This is a genomic window from Nakamurella sp. PAMC28650, from assembly GCF_014303395.1.
Classification (GTDB): Bacteria; Actinomycetota; Actinomycetes; order Mycobacteriales; family Nakamurellaceae; genus Nakamurella.
Map to the genome: position 1 here is coordinate 1,551,594 of NZ_CP060298.1, position 15,907 is coordinate 1,567,500.

Genomic DNA, 15,907 nt, shown 5'->3' on the forward strand with positions numbered 1-15,907 from the left:
ACTGTCGGTGCCACCACGTACTCTCGGGCCGTGGCATTGGCTCTGTATCGAAAATACCGTCCGGCGACCTTCGCCGAGGTGGTCGGGCAGGAGCACGTCACCGAACCGCTCCGCATCGCGCTGGCCGCCGGTCGGATCAACCACGCGTACCTCTTCTCCGGTCCGCGGGGCTGCGGGAAGACGTCGTCCGCGCGGATCCTGGCCCGCTCGCTGAACTGCGTGCAGGGTCCGACGCCCGACCCGTGCGGGGTCTGCCCGTCCTGCATCGCGCTGGCCCCCGAGGGCCCGGGCTCCCTCGACGTCGTCGAACTCGACGCGGCGAGCCATGGCGGCGTCGACGACACCCGCGAGCTGCGTGATCGGGCCTTCTACATGCCGGCCGAGTCGCGCTATCGGGTGTTCATCATCGACGAGGCCCACATGGTCACGCCACAGGGTTTCAACGCGCTGCTGAAGATCGTCGAGGAGCCACCCGAGCACCTCGTGTTCATCTTCGCGACGACCGAACCGGACAAGGTGCTGACGACCATCCGGTCGCGCACCCATCACTACCCCTTCCGGCTGATCCCGCCGGCCACCCTTCGGTCCCTGCTGGAGCGTCTGTGCGCCGAGGAGCAGGTGAGGGTCGAACCGGCCGTCTTCCCCCTGGTGATCCAGTCCGGTGGTGGGTCGGCCCGCGACTCGCTGTCGGTCCTGGATCAATTGCTGGCCGGCGCGGGTGACGAGGGCGTCACCTACCGCCATGCGGTGGCCCTGCTCGGTGTCACCGATGCGGCCCTGCTGGACGAGATGGCCGATGCGCTGGCCGCCGGCGACGGTTCTTCCGTCTTCGGCGTGGTGGACAAGGTCGTCGAGGCGGGCCACGATCCGCGTCGGTTCGCGGCGGATCTCCTCCAGCGGATGCGGGATCTGGTCATCCTCTGCGCAGTACCCGATGCGGCCGGCAAGGGGCTCATCGACGCGCCGGAGGACCAATTGGCGCTCATGTCGATTCAGGCCGAAAGGCTCGGCACAGCAACAGTTTCCAGGTTTGCAGAGGTGTTGCACACAGGCTTGGTGGAGATGCGCGGCACCACCTCGCCGCGGTTGGTGCTGGAGTTGATGTGTGCGCGCATGCTGCTTCCGGCAGCCTCGCTCGCCGACGGCGCGCTCCTGCAGCGGCTCGAGCGCATGGAACGGCGGATGTCGATCGCCGGGGAGGATCCGGGACCCGGGACCGGCCAGCAGGCCCGCGTGTCGTCACCACCGCCGCCCCCCGCACATGCGCCGGCGCCGGTGGCCGCGCCTACCCCGCAGGCGGTGGCGGCCGCCGCGCTCGATACCGCGCCCCGGACCGTGCTGCCGGAGATCCCGGCGCTGGTGGCGCCGGGCCCGCTGTCTGCCCCGGTGCCCGCGGCTGCGACAGCCGAGCCCCCTCCCGCTGCCGGCGCCCGGTTCCGTCGTCCCTCCCAGGTCGCCACCGGACCGGATGCGCCGTCGGCGCCGACCGGGCCGTCCCGTCCCGCCGTCGAGCGTCCGACGGCCGACCGTCCCGCCGTCGAGCGTCCGACGGCCGACCGTCCCGCCGTCGAGCGTCCGACGGCCGACCGTCCCGCCGTCGAGCGTCCCGCAGTCGAGCGTCCCGCCGCCGGTGCAGCCTCCCCGGCCGGCCCCGACCTCGGACTACCCCTACCGCCGCGGCTCTCGTCCTCCCGGCCCGTCGCCGCGCCGCAGTCGCCGGAGAGGCGTCCGTCGGAGCAGCGCCCCATGGAGCCGCACACCACGGAGCAACGTCCAGCGGGGCAGCGCCCACCTCCGGATGCCCGGTGGGACCAGCCTGCGCCGGGGAGAACCGAACGGCCTGATCAGGCACGTCAGGAACGGGCCGGGTCGACCGAGCCGCACCGTGCCCCCGGCGCGCCGGCTGCGGCACCGGTGGCCGCCGGACCTCCGAGCGCGCCGTCCCCGACGTCGGCCGGGGTGGACGTCACGGACGTACGGCGTGTCTGGAACGAGGTGTTGGCGGCCGTGCAGCGCCACCGACGCACCACGCAGATCCTCCTGGCCTCCGCCACCGTCGCCTCGGTCAGCGGCGGGGCCCTGCATCTGACGATGCCGGCCGCCGGCATGGCGCGCCGCGTGGTGGAACCGGCGAACGCGGACCTGTTGCGCGCCGCGCTGAAGGAGGTGCTCGGAGTCGACTGGGTCATCCGTTGCGACGCTGCCGACGGACAGGGTGGATCGTCATCGGGCCCTGCGCGCGGCGCTCAGGGCGGACCTTCCGGTGGCCCGGGTGGGACCCGTGGCGGTCAGCCGCGGGGTCCCGTCTCGGACCTGATCCCACCGCCCGACGAGGAGGAGATCCCCGACGACTACGGGGATGACGTCGATCCGTCCGCTCCGCGAGCCGCGGTGCGCGACGCGGAGGAGATGGCCATCGAGCTGTTGACCGCTCAGCTCGGCGCCAAGCGCCTGGATCCCCAGGCCTGACGGACCTGCAGGCCCGAGGGGACTGGCCTCGCGGAGCCGATGCGGGCTGCGGCGACCGGCGACCGGCGACCGGGGAATCGTCAGCCCACAGGCCGCCCCACACCGATCGCCTCCAGCTCGTCATCCAGACCCAGGAGCTCCCAACGGCACAACGCGATCGGCACATTGCCGTTGAGCCAGAGATAGTCGTGCAGCGGTTGCAGGGGGGTGTCGCGGCCGCCGAGACGGACGGCGTCGGCGATCAACGACAGGATCTGCGTCTTGCCGATCTGGTAGGAGATCGCCTGTCCCGGTCCCTCGGCGAAATCGGCGGCCTCCTGGGCCGCCGTCGGCTCGTCCATCGGAACCTCGGTGGCAAGGTAGGTCGCTGCGGCGGCGATGGTCAGGACGCCGGTGGCCAGCCCGACGTCGACCTTCACCCGGAGAGCGCGCAGTCGCATGAAGTTGTAGATGATCGCCCGTGTCTCCGGGGCATCGTCGAAAAGCCCGGCGGCCAGCATCATCTCCTCGTTGTAGAAGGCGATGCCCTCGTTCGCCGCGGAATCGTAGAAATGGCGGCGCAATGGCCGCTCGTGCCGCCACGACAGGGCGAGCTGTTGGTAGTGGGCACCCTCGTGGACGATGCCGGCCCTCGGGTCGATCGCATTCGCCGCGTAGAAGTACGGCAGGCCGGGACCCGGCGGCGGCAGGTAGGAGACGGCGTTCTCGCTCAATCTGGTGGGTGAGGTCAGATCGTCGCTGACGCCGAGGAACCGCAGTGGCTCCAGATGGGCCGGCATGGCAGCGACCAGGTAGTGACCGAGCGAGGCCGGCTGGGACAGCAGGGAATGGTCGACGTAGAACGCCCGCACCCCGGCCTCCATCCCCGCCTCGAGGCCGACCTGGGCCTCGGCGTCTGCGGGCAGGGTCGGCGCCGGTCGGTGGGCCACCCGATTGCGGTTGCGTTCCAGATGTTCGAGCACGATGGCCCGGTCCAGTTCGCCCGACCCGATGGCCAGCAGTCGTTCCGCGGTGAAGGGCAACGCGGCCACTTCGCGCAGGAACCATTGGTACCGGTCCACTCCGACGGGCTGCCAGGCGGGCATTCCAGGAAGAGCAGCGACCAGCCAGTCGCGGAACTCCGCCAACGCGCGCGCGGCGAGAGACGTGGATCGGTCGATCTCGTCCTGCAGTTCAGGGCAGATCGCGACAAGGGCAAGGGCCAGGGCCGCGCACCGGGTCTCGATGTCCTGCAACTCCTCGATGGCCAAGCCGGTGGACTCGGCCACCGCCCGGCCGGCCAGGTTCTGACTTCCGTGCGCCAGGATGCCCGGTACCGCCCGCAGCAGCCGCACCACCTCCCGCACCCGAGCACGGTCGACCCCCGGCCGCAGCAAGGTGTCGAAGACGGTCCCGAGGGCCTGGTCGATGTAGAACCGAGGCTGACACTGCCAGGTGCGCAACACCTCCAGTTCCCAGGTGACCCTGGCCAACAGCGAGGCCAGGAGTCGATGGTCGACGCGGTCGGCCACCACGTCCCCCGGGTCGATCGCGTCGAGCTCGGCGGTGAACCGATCACGCTCCGCGCGGACCCGCTGCACCGTGGCCTCGGCGAAGTCCGGCAGCCATCCGGTCGGTCGTTCGACTCGGGGGATGTCGTCCCTGGTGCGTGGCTGGGTCCGGATCCGCCATTCCCAGATCCGGGATCCCAGCTCTTCGATCGCGGTTCGGGGTGATGTGTCCACGCCGGTCTCCCATTCTGAAGCCGTGATGCCCGGCACCTGTGAGAAGGTAGCGGACGGCACGGCGTGGTGCATTCTGCGGCGGTCGCAATACGATGAACCATTCGCATGTGCCGGGGGGCCACCGCATCGCAATACATCCCACCGGTGGAGAGGTCCCCATCCGCCGGCGATGTCGTCCGACCCGGCCGCAATCAACCGATGCAGTCGAACCAGCAGGGGGAGCGCGCCGTGGCGAACGATCTGCGTGAGGTGGCGCGGCGCAGCGGCGTCTCGATCAGCACGGCCTCCCGATCGCTGGCCGGCTCCAGCCTGGTCAGTGCAGCAACCCGGATCCGGGTCGAGCAGGTGGCGGCCGCGGTGGGATATCGCCCCAACGCCAGCGCCAGGGCACTGCGCACCGCACGTTCCCAACTGGTCGGCCTCGTCATCACCAACCTGGTCAACAACAGTTTCCGGGTGATCGCCGAGATCGTGCAGCAGCGGCTCGCGGAGGCGGGGCATCATCTGGTGCTCTCGATCACCGGTGGCGACCCGATGCAGGAGCGCGCGGCGCTGCACACCCTGATGGAACTCAACGCCTCCGGTGTGGTGGTGGTCGGGTCGGACAGCAAGGCGTTCGCCGAGATCCGCAGCCGGGGGATACCGGTCGTGCATCTCGGGCGGCGTCCCGGGAAGCTGGTCGGTGACTGCGTTCTCGGTGACGAGAGCGCCGGCGCCCGGCTGGCGGTCGACCTGCTGCTGGCGCACGGACATCGACGGGTCGGGATCGTCTGCGGCCCCGCAACGGTCACCTCCGGCCGGGAGCGTCTGGATGGCTATCGGCGGGCGCTGGTGTCGGCGGGCCGAGCCGTCGCCGAGGAACTCGTGGTGGCCGGCCCGTTCACCGCCCAGACCGGGTTGGATGCGGTGAAGACCTTCCTGGCTCTGCCCAGGAGCCGGCGTCCCACTGCGCTACTGGTGGCCAACCACGAGTCGGCCTACGGGGTACTGCCCGCGCTGCGGGAACTCTCCATCGACATCCCCGGCCAGATGAGCGTGATCTGCTACGAGGATGCGCCGATCATGCAGTGGTGGTCGCCGGCCGTCACCGTGGTCGACAACCAGCCTGCTCAGATGGCTGAACTGGTGGCGCGGCTGCTGATGGAGCGCGTGACGGGCCTCCGTGCCGTCACGACCAGGCCTGCGGTCCACCGGATCCCGACCCACCTGGTCGAACGCGGCTCGGTTGGCTCCGTACCGCCGAGGTCACCTGGGCCCTGACCGGCAAATGTTTTCTCATTTGTAACACCTGCCGTTGACAGGACAATGACCTCGGTGCGACTGTGTCTGCAATCGTTTGCATTCCAGCAGCGAGCAGCGCTGAGAAGCACCGTGGACTATGGGTGATCCGTAGCCGGTGGGTGAAAGGGATCAGATGCGCATACGCAGATGGACGGCCGGTTGTGTCGCCGCATCCTTGGTGCTCGGCGTCGCGGCCTGCAGCAGCAGCAGTACCGCCGCGACCTCCGCCACGTCCGGGTCCTCCAGTGCCGTCGGCAGCTCGTCCGGGGCGGCGCCCGGTGCGGGGGCAAGCCAAGGGGCGAGCTCGTCCAGCAGCAGCGCCGTCGTGACGAGCAGCGGAACCATCGTGGTGGACACCGCTTTCCAGCTCAAGACGGCTGACCCGGGCCGGATGTTCGAGCCCACCGGTCTGCTGATCGACCACGCGATCTACTCCACGCTGTTGACCTTCGCGGGCGACGACGTCAAGAAGCCCGTCCCGGATCTGGCCTCGTCCTACACCGCGTCCGCCGACGGCAAGGTGTACACCTTCAAGCTCCGCAAGGATGCCGTCTTCTCCGACGGCACCCCGGTGACCTCTGCCGATGTCGTCTTCTCGCTGAACCGGGTGGCCAACCTCAAGGGCAACCCGTCGTTTCTGATGGCGGGCATCACGGTCACCGCTCCGGACGCCTACACGGTGGTGCTCACCAGCGCGACGCCCAACCCGGCCATCCCGTTCATCGTCCCGAACTCGGCGCTCGGCATCCTCAACTCGAAGGCCGTCAAGGCCGAGGGCGGATCCGACGCCGTCGGTGCCGACAAGGCGGACACCGCGGAGACGGCGCTGAACACCAAGTCGCAGGGCGCCGGCCCGTACGTGCTCGACTCCTACAGCACCACCACGCAGGTGACCCTCACGGCGAACCCGAAGTACTGGGGCACGAGGCCGAAGTACGAGAAGATCATCGTCCGCAACGTGCAGGCGAACGTGCAGAAGCTGAACGTGCTGAAGGGGCAGTCGCAGATCGCCGTCGACCTCTCGCCGGCCCAGGCCGACGGATTGGGATCGGGGGTGCAGACGATCAACGGGGCGTCCCCCAACGTGTTCTTCCTGTTCACCAACAACAGCGCCAAGATCTCCAAGGTCACCAGCAACCCGTCCTTCCAGGAAGCCGTCCGATACGGCGTCGACTACGACAGCCTGGTGAACCTCGCCGGCACCGGAGCGGTTCAGGCCAACGGCATCATCCCGACGATGTTCCTGGGATCGCTCGCGGCCGGTACCGGTGTCAAGCGCGACGTGGCCAGGGCCAAGGCGGCCCTGGCCAAATCAGGTCTGTCCAATCCGACGGTGACCCTCTCCTACCCGAGCGACATCCAGGTCAACGGACTGAACTTCGGCGATCTGGCGGCCCGCGTACAGGCCAACCTCAAGGAGGTCGGCATCACCGTCAACCTCGCGCCGGCCTCGGTGCAGACCGCCCTGGACACCTACCGGGGCGGCAAGGAGGAGATGGGACTGTGGGAGTGGGGTCCTGACTACCCGGATCCCAGCGACTACCTGAACTTCCTGCCCGGCCAGGTCGTCGGCAAGCGGGCCAACTGGCTCACCGGACAGTCCCCGACGCTGGAAGCCCTTGGCACCAAGGCGGCCGCCACCATCGACGACGCGACCCGGGTCACCCAGTACACCGACATCCAGAAGATGATGAACCAGGCCGGCCCGATCATGCCGCTGATCCAGCCCGCCCAGATCCTGGTCGCGGCGAACTCGGTGAAGAACGTGAAGGCCAACGCACTCTGGCTGGTCGACCTCAGTGAGCTCGGTTAGCGACCGTCGGGCCCCAGTGGGTGTGCCGGGAGCGCGAAAGCGTTCCCGGCACAGCGATCTGTGGTTGTTCATCCTCAAACGACTGGGCATCGGCGTCCTGCTGATACTGGGCGTCACGCTGATCTCGTTCGTCCTGACCCAGTTGGTCCCCGGCGATCCGGCTGCGGCCAACCTCGGCCAGCGGGCCGTGGAGGATCCGGCCGCCGTGGTGGCGTTCCGGCAGAAGTACGGCCTGGACAAGCCGCTGCCGATCCAATTCCTGACCTACATCTGGAATGTGCTGCACGGTGATCTCGGGCTGTCCCAGCAGAGTCACCGCCCCGTCGGCACCGATCTGGCGGAGTACGTGCCGGCCACATTCGAGCTGGCCATCTTCGCCATTGCGCTCTCGCTCCTGATCGGCGTCACCCTCGGCATTCTCGCGGCGGTGACCAGGGATCGCTGGCCCGACCAGGTGCTCCGCGTCGTCAGTCTGGGCGGCGTGTCGATGCCGACCTTCTGGATTGCCCTGATGGCCTTCTACCTGCTGTTCTTCAAGTGGGGAATACTGCCGGGTGGCGGTCGGCTGGATCCCACCGAGACGGCGCCCGCGCACATCACCGGGATGTACACGATCGATGCTCTCCTGCACGGACAGTGGGCCCTGTTCGGATCGGCGCTCTACCACCTGGTGCTCCCGGGGCTGGTGCTGGCCACCTACACGATCGGTCTGCTGCTGCGTTTCACCAGAGCCTCTGTGCTGGAGATCCTGGGCAACGACTACGTGAGGGCCGCCAGGGCCAAGGGTCTGCCGGAACGGGTGGTGGTGATGCGGCACGTGCTGCGTCCTGCGCTGGTGTCGATCATCACCGTCGCCGGGGTGGCCTTCGGGAGCCTGCTGTCCGGTGCCGTGCTCGTCGAGAACATCTTCTCCTGGCCGGGTCTGGGCCAATATGCCTACCTGAGTGCGATCAACCTCGACCTTCCGGCGATCCTGGGGGTCTCCCTCGTGGTGGCGGTGGTCTACATCGCGCTGAATCTCCTGGTCGACGTCCTGTACGGCGTCATCGACCCCAGGATCAGGCTCTCGTGATCACTCCCGAACCGGCCTTCGGGGTCGACTTCGCCGTCGTCGAGGTCGGTGTCGACGGCAGCCACCGGCCATCCGCACTCCCGCCCGAACTGCAGGCGGCGAAGCGACGTTCGTCATCGCCGTGGCGTCAGCCACTCGCGGTCATCGGGATGGCGGTGGTGCTGATCTGGATCGTGGTGGCGGTCTTCGCCCCGCTGATCGCGCCGTCCGATCCGCTGGCCCAGGATTTCGTGCAGCTCAAGGGACCGACGGCCCAGCACTGGTTCGGCACCGACGAACTCGGCCGGGACGTACTGTCCAGAATCGTCTACGGGTCCCGTGTCTCGCTGCCGCTGGCGGTCCTGCTGGTGGTCGGCGCAATGCTGGTGGGCTCGATCGTCGGCTCTCTCGCCGGCTTCTTCGGCGGCTGGGTCGACGCCATCGGGATGCGACTGGCCGACATCGTGTTCGCCTTCCCCGGCATCATTCTCGCCATGGCGGTGACGGCGGCGCTCGGTCCGCAGTTGCGCAATGCCGTGCTGGCCGTGCTGATCGTGTCCTGGCCGGCCTACGCCCGCCTGATGCGTGGCCTGGTCCTGTCCGCACGCAGCAGCCAGTACGTGGTCGCCTCCAGGCTTCTCGGTGCGTCGTCGATGCGGGCGCTGCTGGTGGACATCCGGCCCAACGTGCTCGGACCGGTGCTGGTGATGGCCGCCCTGGATGTCGGCAACGCCGTGTTGCTGCTGTCCGGCCTCTCGTTCCTCGGCCTGGGTGCCCAGCCGCCCACGGCCGAGTGGGGTGCGATGGTCGCGGCCGGCGCCCAGAATTTCGACAAGTGGTGGATCGGGCTGTTTCCCGGCCTGGCCATCCTGACCGTCGTACTGGCCTTCAACTTCATCGGCGACTCGCTCCGGGATGCGCTGGATCCCCGCACGGCCAGAGCGATCAGGGGCTGAGACACAGTGGGTCCATTGCTGAGCATCGAGCACCTGAGCGTCGCCCTGAGTACCGGCCGGGGCTCGTTCAAGGCCGTCGACGACGTCTCCCTGGGCATCGGCACCGGCGAGATCGTCGGCATCGCGGGCGAGAGCGGCAGCGGCAAGACGATGACCGCGCTGAGCCTGCTCGGACTGCTGCCGCACGGCGCCAGGACAGCCGGGTCCGCCCTTTTCGACGGCACCGACCTGCTGCGCTGCTCCCCGAAGCAGTTGCGCGACCTGCGGGGACGCCAGATCGCCATGGTGTTGCAGGATCCGGCGACCAGCCTGCACCCGATCCTCACGGTCGAGCGCCAGCTGACCGAGCACATGCGGCACCACCTCGGCGTCGGCAAGGGCGAGGCCAGGACCAGGGCGATCGACCTGCTCGCGACCGCCCGCATCCCCGACCCGGAGCAGGCACTGGGGGCCTACCCCGGCCAGTTCTCCGGTGGCATGCGCCAACGGATCGCGATCGCGGTGGCGCTGGCCTGCGAGCCGCGGCTGCTGCTGGCGGACGAGCCGACCACCGCGCTCGACGTCACCGTGCAGGCGGGCATTCTCCGCCTGCTGCAACGCCTCCGAGTGGAACGCGGGCTTGCCGTCATGATCATCACGCACGATCTCGGCGTGATGTCGGCGCTGGCCGATCGGGTGTGCGTGATGTACGCCGGTCGGTTGGCGGAGGTCGGGCCGCGGGCCGAAGTCCTCGCCCACCCGCGGCATCCCTACACCCGGGGCCTGCTCGACGCGCTGCCTCATCCCGAGGGCGGCGCTGCCGAGCTGCGGCCGATCACCGGTAGTCCGCCGAGCCTGGGCCGGGTGCCCTCAGGCTGCCCGTTCCACCCGCGCTGCCCGCATGCTCTGACGAGCTGTGCCACCGACCGTCCCGAGCTGGTCGCCGTCACTCCCAACCATCTGCTGGCGTGCCCGGTGGATCCGCTGGTCGAGCCGGCCCGCGCCGAGATCTCCGCGGAGACTGCGGGATGACGGCGCTCGTCGAAGTCTCCGGCCTCTGCGTCGACTACGGCCGCGGCGGCGCGAGGGTCCGCGCCGTCGACGGCGTCGACCTGACGGTCGGTCCCGGTGAGATCCTGGGTCTGGTGGGTGAATCCGGCTGTGGGAAGTCGACGCTCGGCCGTGCGATCGTCGGCCTGGAACCCGCCGCAGAAGGCAGGGTGACGTTCGCCGGAGCCGGTGTCGCCCCGCTCGGCCGTCGCAAACGCCCTGACTCGCTGCGCAAGCTGCAGATGGTTTTCCAGGACCCGTACTCCTCGCTCAATCCACGGCGGTCGGTCGGCGCCCTGATCGCTGACGGAGTCGTCCTGGGCGGAGGAACGAAACAGGCTGCGGCCCAGCGTGTCGTCGAGCTCCTGGACCGGGTCGGACTGCCCGCTGACGCCGCCGAGAAGTATCCACACGAGTTCAGCGGCGGCCAGCGGCAGCGGATCGCCATCGCCCGGACGCTGGCCGCAGACCCGGCCGCTCTGGTGGCGGACGAGCCGATCAGTGCACTGGACGCGTCGGCGCAGGCCCAGGTGGCCAACCTGCTCGGGGATCTGGTCCGGCAGACGGGTCTGGCGCTGGTCTTCATCTCGCACGACCTGTCGGTGGTGCGGCAGATCGCCGACCGGGTGGCCGTGATGTACCTCGGCCGCATCATCGAGATCGGAGCCACCGAAAGGGTCTGGGCGGATCCGGTGCATCCCTACACGCAGGCGCTGATCTCGGCGATTCCGAGGGCCGACGGGGCCGGCATCCTGCCGATCGATCTGCCCGGCGACGTACCGGACCCGGCCGCCCCGCCCACCGGGTGTCGGTTCCACCCGCGTTGCCCGATCGCCGAGGATCGATGCAGGGTGGCGGATCCCCGGCCGGTGTTCGTCGACGAGCGGGAGGTGGCCTGCCTGGTTCGCGCGCCGGCAGCCGCCGGCTTGGTGCGTTGAGGATCTGAATGCGGTGTGGAACCGTCCTGGCTACCAGAGAGAAGGAGCACCATCGTGTGGTTGGTCAACGCCAATGTCGTCGATGTCCTGAACGGCGAGAAATTGCTCGACCGGGCCGTGCACATCGGTCACGACGGACGCATCGCCGAGGTCGCGTCGGCGCCTCCGGTCGGCGAGAGCGATGGCGAGGTCATCGATGTCGCCGGCCGTTGGCTGCTACCGGGCCTGATCTCCTGCCACACCCACCTGTCCGTGGTGTTCCCCTTCTCCGAGACCGACGAGAACGAGGACCCGGCGATCACCGCCTACCGCTCCGCGACCAGGGCCCACCAGGCCCTGCAGGCGGGTATCACCACGATTCGATGCGTGCACGAGCAGAACCGGGCCGATCTCTCGCTGCGGCGGGCGGCGGCCCGCGGATGGATCAAGGTGCCCAGGATCCGCGGCGCGGGACGTGCCATCTCCACGGTCGGTGGCCACGGTGAGGGCTCCGCCACGGCGTATGCGACCGGTGAGGAGGAGTTCTACCGGGCGGCCGCAGCCGAGATCGAGGCCGGCGCCGACCATGTCAAGATCTTCATCAATGGCGGGCTGGCCAAGGCGGGCGAGCACTACGACGCGCAGGAGATGCAGGACGGCGAGATCCGCGGTGCGGTGCGGGCGGCCAACGACCGCGACAAGTACGTCGTCGCGCATTCCGGTGACTCGGTCGCGATCCGACAGGCGCTGGCCCAGGGCGTCACCTCGTTCGAACATGCCTACCGTCTCGACGAGGACACCGCCCGGATGCTGGTCGGACCGGATCTCTTCCTGACCCCGACGCTGTGCGTCACGCGCAGCGAATCCTGGATGCGGGCCAACCACTTCCAGGAGCACTCCATCCAGCAGGCGCTGGCGGCCGCCGACGACCACCTGCTCAGCATCCAGCGCGCCATCCGGGCCGGTGTCACCCTGGTCAACGGGACCGACTACCCACCGGGTGATCTCGTGGACGGGGTCCCGGCCGCGGTGCACGAGATGCTGCTGATGGCCGACGCAGGGCTGACGCCACTGCAGGCGCTGCAGTCGATCTCCAGCCACGCGGCGCGGTTGCTCCGGATCGACGACCACGTGGGTCAGGTCCGTCCCGGTTACGTCGGCGACCTCGTCGCCGTCGACCGGGATCCGCTCCAGGACCTCGACGCGCTGCGGAACATCTCGCTCGTGATCCAGGGCGGCCAGGTGGTACGCGGCAGCACGGTGGCCGGTGCCGGTGCCGGTGCCGGTGCCGGTGTCGGCGGTGCGGCGTGAGGCCGTCCACCCCACCGCCCGCTCCGACCCGGTACCGCGACGGCACCAGTTGGGAGGCCTGGGCCGGCTACAGCAGGGCCGCCAGAGCAGGAACCTTCATCTCGGTCAGCGGCACCACCGCACCGCAGGGCGCGGAACGCTTTCCGGGTGACACCTACGGCCAGACGGCCGCGGCACTACGACGGGTGATCGAGGCGGTCGAGGCGTTGGGCGGCGTCGACTCCGACATCACCCGCACCCGGATCCTGTTGGTCCCCGGCGCCGATGTCGATGCCGCATCCCGGGCCCACCGTGAGATCCTCGGCCATGTCGCACCGGCCAATTCGCTCTATTTCGTGGCGGGGCTCGTCGGTGAGGGACTGCTCGTCGAGGTGGAGGCCGACGCCGTGCTGGCTCCCGGTATGGCGGTCTCCGAAGATCAGGCTGTTCCCGGATGATGTGGTCGCTGCGGCTGAACAACGACCTCCCCGCCCATGATCTGCTCGAGATCGCACTCCTGGCCGAAGAACTCGGATGCGACCAGCTCTGGGTGTCCAACGACCTGTACCTGCGGTCGGCGCCCGTGCTGATCAGCACCCTCGCTGCCCGGACCTCCCGGATCAGACTCGGGATCGCGATCATGAATCCCTACTCGGTGCACGTGGCCGAGCTTGCGATGATGGCCGCCACACTGGCCGAGGTGTCGGGTGGCCGGTTCCTGCTGGGGGTCGGGGCCGGCTCCGAAGAGTTTCTCGGGTGGGCGGGGTTGGCGCGTCCGCAGCCGCTGCGAAACACCGCGTATGCGGTGGCCGCCCTGCGTCGCCTGCTCGGCCACCCGGACGTCCTCGACACCGATCTGCCACCGTGGTTCGGTGATCACAGCGTCCTGCGTTTTGCGCAGTACGGGCCGGTTCCGGTCTACGTCGGCGGAATGGCACCGAAGATGCTGGGCATGGCCGGGCGGCTGGCCGACGGGGCGTTGCCCCTGCTCTATCCGCCGGAGCACTTCGTGACGGCGCGGGCGCAGGTGTACGCGGGTTTGCAGGAGGCGGGGCGCGACCCGGCGGAGTTCGACCTCCCGGCCTGCATCTGGGTATCTCTGTCGGACAACGCATCCGCCGGGCGGGCGGCACTGGCGGAGAAGCTGGCCTACTACGGCCCGTCGATCTCTCCGTACCTGCTGGCCGAGGTCGGTCTCCGCCCGGAGGACTTCCTCCCGGCGGCGGCCCTGGCCCAGCGCGGCCGCGGTGCGGAGGCCGCGGCGCTGATCGAGGATCGGATGCTGGTGCTCGGAATCGCCGGTGATCAGGAGGATGTCGTCGATCGGTGTCGCTCGCTCCAGGCGTTGGGGGCCGAACACCTGTCGTTCGGCCCACCGCTGGGTCCAGATCCGCTCGAGGCGGTGCGGATCCTGGGGGAAGCCGTGATGCCGGCGCTCGAGACCCCCAGGGTGACAGAGGGTTCGGTCGCTGCCGAGTCCGGCTGCGGCGCCACGACGACGGCGGGAGCCAAGTGCTGATGGCAGAACAGGTGTGGAGCGTCGACCAGGAGGCAGTCTGGGCTGCCACTCAGGAGGTCTATCACGGTTTCCTGGCCGCAGATCGTCCACGGATCGACGCGAACCTCCACCCGGACGGGACGTTCTGGGATTCCGAGGAGGCCGAGATGATCTGCGGTAGGGCCGAACTCGATGCCGCACGTGATCGACGTCCTGGGTCCGGTGACGCGCCGACGGTGGTGGCCCTGGACGCCGTCGACCCGGTGGTCGATGTGTGGGGTGACACCGCACTGGCTCGTCACTGGCTGACCGTCCGTTTCGCCGGCGACGCCCTGCCGCCCGAAAGCGTGCGGGTCACTGCGGTCTGGCGACGCCAGGGTGGGCGGTGGTTGGCCGTGCACAACCACGAGGACGTCCGTAGCAGTCCGCGCCGGCCGGCGGGGCAGTCATGAACACGGGGCAGCGATGAAAACGTGGCAGCGATGAAGCCGGGCCGGCGATGAAGAACGGGGCGGACGAGCCCGGACGGCCGATGGAACTGTTCGATCTTCGAGTCACGGTGGAGCGGATCGAGGGACGCTCGGTCTGTGGGCTCGAGGTCGGTGACTACTTCGATCTCGATCATTCCTCGCAACTGAGAATACCGGCGGGCAAGCATTTCTGCGTCTTCGCGCTGCAGTCGGCGCTGCCCTTCCTGGCGGCCAAGCAGCGGCAGCTACCGGCTGACGACTGGCTCGAGACCGACTCGCTGATCAGCTGTCCCGACCCGGACGAACGGCTCGTCATGCGCATCGAGCGCACGCGGGTACGCACGATGGACGCCGGCGACCTGACGTGACCGGCGCGTGGTGGTGACCGGATCGGTCCGGCCGGTGGAGATCGGGCTGGGACTCCAGAGCGACAAGGCGATCGGCAGGTATGCGCAGCTGGCCGTACTTGCCGAGGAGTACGACTTCGACGTCATCAGCGTGTTCGGCGACCTGCTGTTCCAGCCGCCGATCGTGCCGCTGCTGGAGATGGCGGCAGCCACCCGCCGCGTACGGTTGGGCGCCGCCTGCTGGAATCCGTTCACACTGCACCCCTACGAGATCGCCGGACAGCTGCTGGCGCTCGATGCGGCGTCGGGTGGACGGGCCTACCTCGGGCTGGCCCGCGGAACATGGTTGGGCAGCATCGGTCTCACCCAGCCCCGCCCGATCCGGCACATCGAGGAGGCGGTCTCGGTGATTCGCGCGCTGGTCACCGGCGACGACTCCGGGAGGCAGGGGTCGGTGTTCTCGCTGGCCGCCGGCACCCGCCTGCGCTATCGGACCGGCGGTCATGAGCCCAGGGTGCTGATCGGCACCTGGGGAGCCAGGATGGCAGAGGTCGCGGGACGGATTGCCGACGAGGTCAAGATCGGCGGAACGGCAAACCCGGCGATGGTCGACGTCATGATCCAACGGATCTCACCCGGCCTGCAGTCGGCCGGGCGACCCGCGCGCGCGGTCGGGGTGGTCGTGGGGGCGGTGACAGTGGTGGACCGGGACGGCGCACTGGCCAGGGCGAAGGCCAGGTCAGAGGTGGCCATGTACCTGGACGTGGTGGCCGACCTCGATCCGACCGTCACGGTCGAGCCGGAGCTGATCACCGAGATCAGGACGCTGGTCGCACTCGGGAAGCATGACGAGGCAGGCCGTCTCGTCCCGGACGAGGTTCTCGATCTGTTCGCCTTCTCCGGTACACCCGATCAGGTCGCCGCGCAGGCCCAGGCCCTGATCGACGCCGGGGCGAGTCGGGTCGAGTTCGGAACCCCGCTCGGACTCACCGACCAGCTCGGGATCGAGTTGCTCGGCCGGGAAGTGCTTCCGCTTCTCCGGCGCTGACGGGTCAGGCGTCG

The 15,907-nt window shown here is 69.2% G+C and carries 15 protein-coding genes; 13 read left to right on the plus strand and 2 right to left on the minus strand.

Annotated elements, in window-relative coordinates; genetic code table 11:
• Positions 1–30 precede the first annotated feature (30 nt).
• Entirely contained in the window at positions 31–2,469 is a 2,439-nt protein-coding gene (locus tag H7F38_RS06985; protein WP_187093443.1) for a DNA polymerase III subunit gamma and tau, read from the plus strand.
• Between the two features lie 80 nt (positions 2,470–2,549).
• Here H7F38_RS06985 and H7F38_RS06990 read toward each other — a convergent pair whose 3' ends face one another.
• Positions 2,550–4,193, minus strand: a complete 1,644-nt coding sequence (locus H7F38_RS06990) for a DUF885 family protein (RefSeq protein ID WP_222618507.1) — start codon at positions 4,191–4,193, stop codon at positions 2,550–2,552.
• A gap of 198 nt (positions 4,194–4,391) precedes the next feature.
• Between H7F38_RS06990 and H7F38_RS06995 the strand changes: the two genes are divergently transcribed.
• Complete coding sequence (locus H7F38_RS06995) at positions 4,392–5,453, plus strand: LacI family DNA-binding transcriptional regulator (RefSeq protein ID WP_187093445.1); 1,062 nt, start codon at positions 4,392–4,394, stop codon at positions 5,451–5,453.
• Positions 5,454–5,603: 150 nt separating this feature from the next.
• On the opposite strand, the gene H7F38_RS25505 is transcribed toward H7F38_RS06995, so the two are convergent.
• Positions 5,604–5,831, minus strand: a complete 228-nt coding sequence (locus H7F38_RS25505) for a hypothetical protein (protein ID WP_222618508.1) — start codon at positions 5,829–5,831, stop codon at positions 5,604–5,606.
• On the opposite strand from H7F38_RS25505, the gene H7F38_RS07000 reads away from it, so the two are divergent.
• The 11 genes from H7F38_RS07000 (at position 5,800) to H7F38_RS07050 (ending at position 15,893) form a co-directional block, all read left to right on the plus strand.
• A complete protein-coding gene (locus H7F38_RS07000) occupies positions 5,800–7,287 on the plus strand; it encodes an ABC transporter substrate-binding protein (RefSeq protein WP_222618509.1) in 1,488 nt (495 codons plus the stop codon). The two genes, H7F38_RS25505 and H7F38_RS07000, sit on opposite strands and share 32 nt — an antisense overlap.
• A 16-nt stretch (positions 7,288–7,303) precedes the next feature.
• Positions 7,304–8,359, plus strand: coding sequence for an ABC transporter permease (locus tag H7F38_RS07005; protein WP_222618510.1), 1,056 nt, complete (start codon positions 7,304–7,306; stop codon positions 8,357–8,359).
• Positions 8,360–8,508: 149 nt separating this feature from the next.
• A complete protein-coding gene (locus H7F38_RS07010) occupies positions 8,509–9,294 on the plus strand; it encodes an ABC transporter permease (protein ID WP_187094533.1) in 786 nt (261 codons plus the stop codon).
• A gap of 6 nt (positions 9,295–9,300) precedes the next feature.
• Complete coding sequence (locus H7F38_RS07015) at positions 9,301–10,305, plus strand: ABC transporter ATP-binding protein (protein ID WP_187093447.1); 1,005 nt, start codon at positions 9,301–9,303, stop codon at positions 10,303–10,305.
• A complete protein-coding gene (locus H7F38_RS07020; RefSeq protein ID WP_187093448.1) occupies positions 10,302–11,261 on the plus strand; it encodes an ABC transporter ATP-binding protein in 960 nt (319 codons plus the stop codon). The genes H7F38_RS07015 and H7F38_RS07020 overlap by 4 nt, the downstream gene beginning before the upstream one ends.
• Positions 11,262–11,315: 54 nt before the next feature.
• Positions 11,316–12,551, plus strand: a complete 1,236-nt coding sequence (locus H7F38_RS07025) for an amidohydrolase family protein (RefSeq protein WP_187093449.1) — start codon at positions 11,316–11,318, stop codon at positions 12,549–12,551.
• A complete protein-coding gene (locus tag H7F38_RS07030; protein ID WP_187093450.1) occupies positions 12,548–12,988 on the plus strand; it encodes a Rid family hydrolase in 441 nt (146 codons plus the stop codon). Before H7F38_RS07025 ends, H7F38_RS07030 begins: the two co-directional genes overlap by 4 nt.
• Complete coding sequence (locus H7F38_RS07035) at positions 12,985–14,049, plus strand: LLM class flavin-dependent oxidoreductase (RefSeq protein WP_187093451.1); 1,065 nt, start codon at positions 12,985–12,987, stop codon at positions 14,047–14,049. The genes H7F38_RS07030 and H7F38_RS07035 overlap by 4 nt, the downstream gene beginning before the upstream one ends.
• Positions 14,049–14,480 carry a nuclear transport factor 2 family protein gene (locus H7F38_RS07040; protein ID WP_187093452.1) on the plus strand — a complete coding sequence of 144 codons (432 nt, stop codon included), beginning with the start codon at positions 14,049–14,051 and terminating at the stop codon, positions 14,478–14,480. The genes H7F38_RS07035 and H7F38_RS07040 overlap by 1 nt, the downstream gene beginning before the upstream one ends.
• A gap of 47 nt (positions 14,481–14,527) precedes the next feature.
• Entirely contained in the window at positions 14,528–14,866 is a 339-nt protein-coding gene (locus tag H7F38_RS07045) for a TIGR04076 family protein (RefSeq protein ID WP_222618513.1), read from the plus strand.
• A gap of 7 nt (positions 14,867–14,873) precedes the next feature.
• Positions 14,874–15,893, plus strand: coding sequence for an LLM class flavin-dependent oxidoreductase (locus tag H7F38_RS07050; protein ID WP_222618514.1), 1,020 nt, complete (start codon positions 14,874–14,876; stop codon positions 15,891–15,893).
• Positions 15,894–15,907 lie beyond the last annotated feature (14 nt).

Excerpts from the sequence above, each read along its gene's own strand:
- H7F38_RS06995 (WP_187093445.1), top strand. The coding sequence starts at position 4,392 with ATGCAGTCGAACCAGCAGGGGGAGCGCGCCGTGGCGAACGATCTGCGT.
- H7F38_RS07010 (WP_187094533.1), top strand. The coding sequence starts at position 8,509 with ATGGCGGTGGTGCTGATCTGGATCGTGGTGGCGGTCTTCGCCCCGCTG.
- H7F38_RS07020 (WP_187093448.1), top strand. The coding sequence starts at position 10,302 with ATGACGGCGCTCGTCGAAGTCTCCGGCCTCTGCGTCGACTACGGCCGC.
- H7F38_RS07035 (WP_187093451.1), top strand. The coding sequence starts at position 12,985 with ATGATGTGGTCGCTGCGGCTGAACAACGACCTCCCCGCCCATGATCTG.
- H7F38_RS07040 (WP_187093452.1), top strand. The coding sequence starts at position 14,049 with ATGGCAGAACAGGTGTGGAGCGTCGACCAGGAGGCAGTCTGGGCTGCC.
- H7F38_RS07045 (WP_222618513.1), top strand. The coding sequence starts at position 14,528 with ATGAAGAACGGGGCGGACGAGCCCGGACGGCCGATGGAACTGTTCGAT.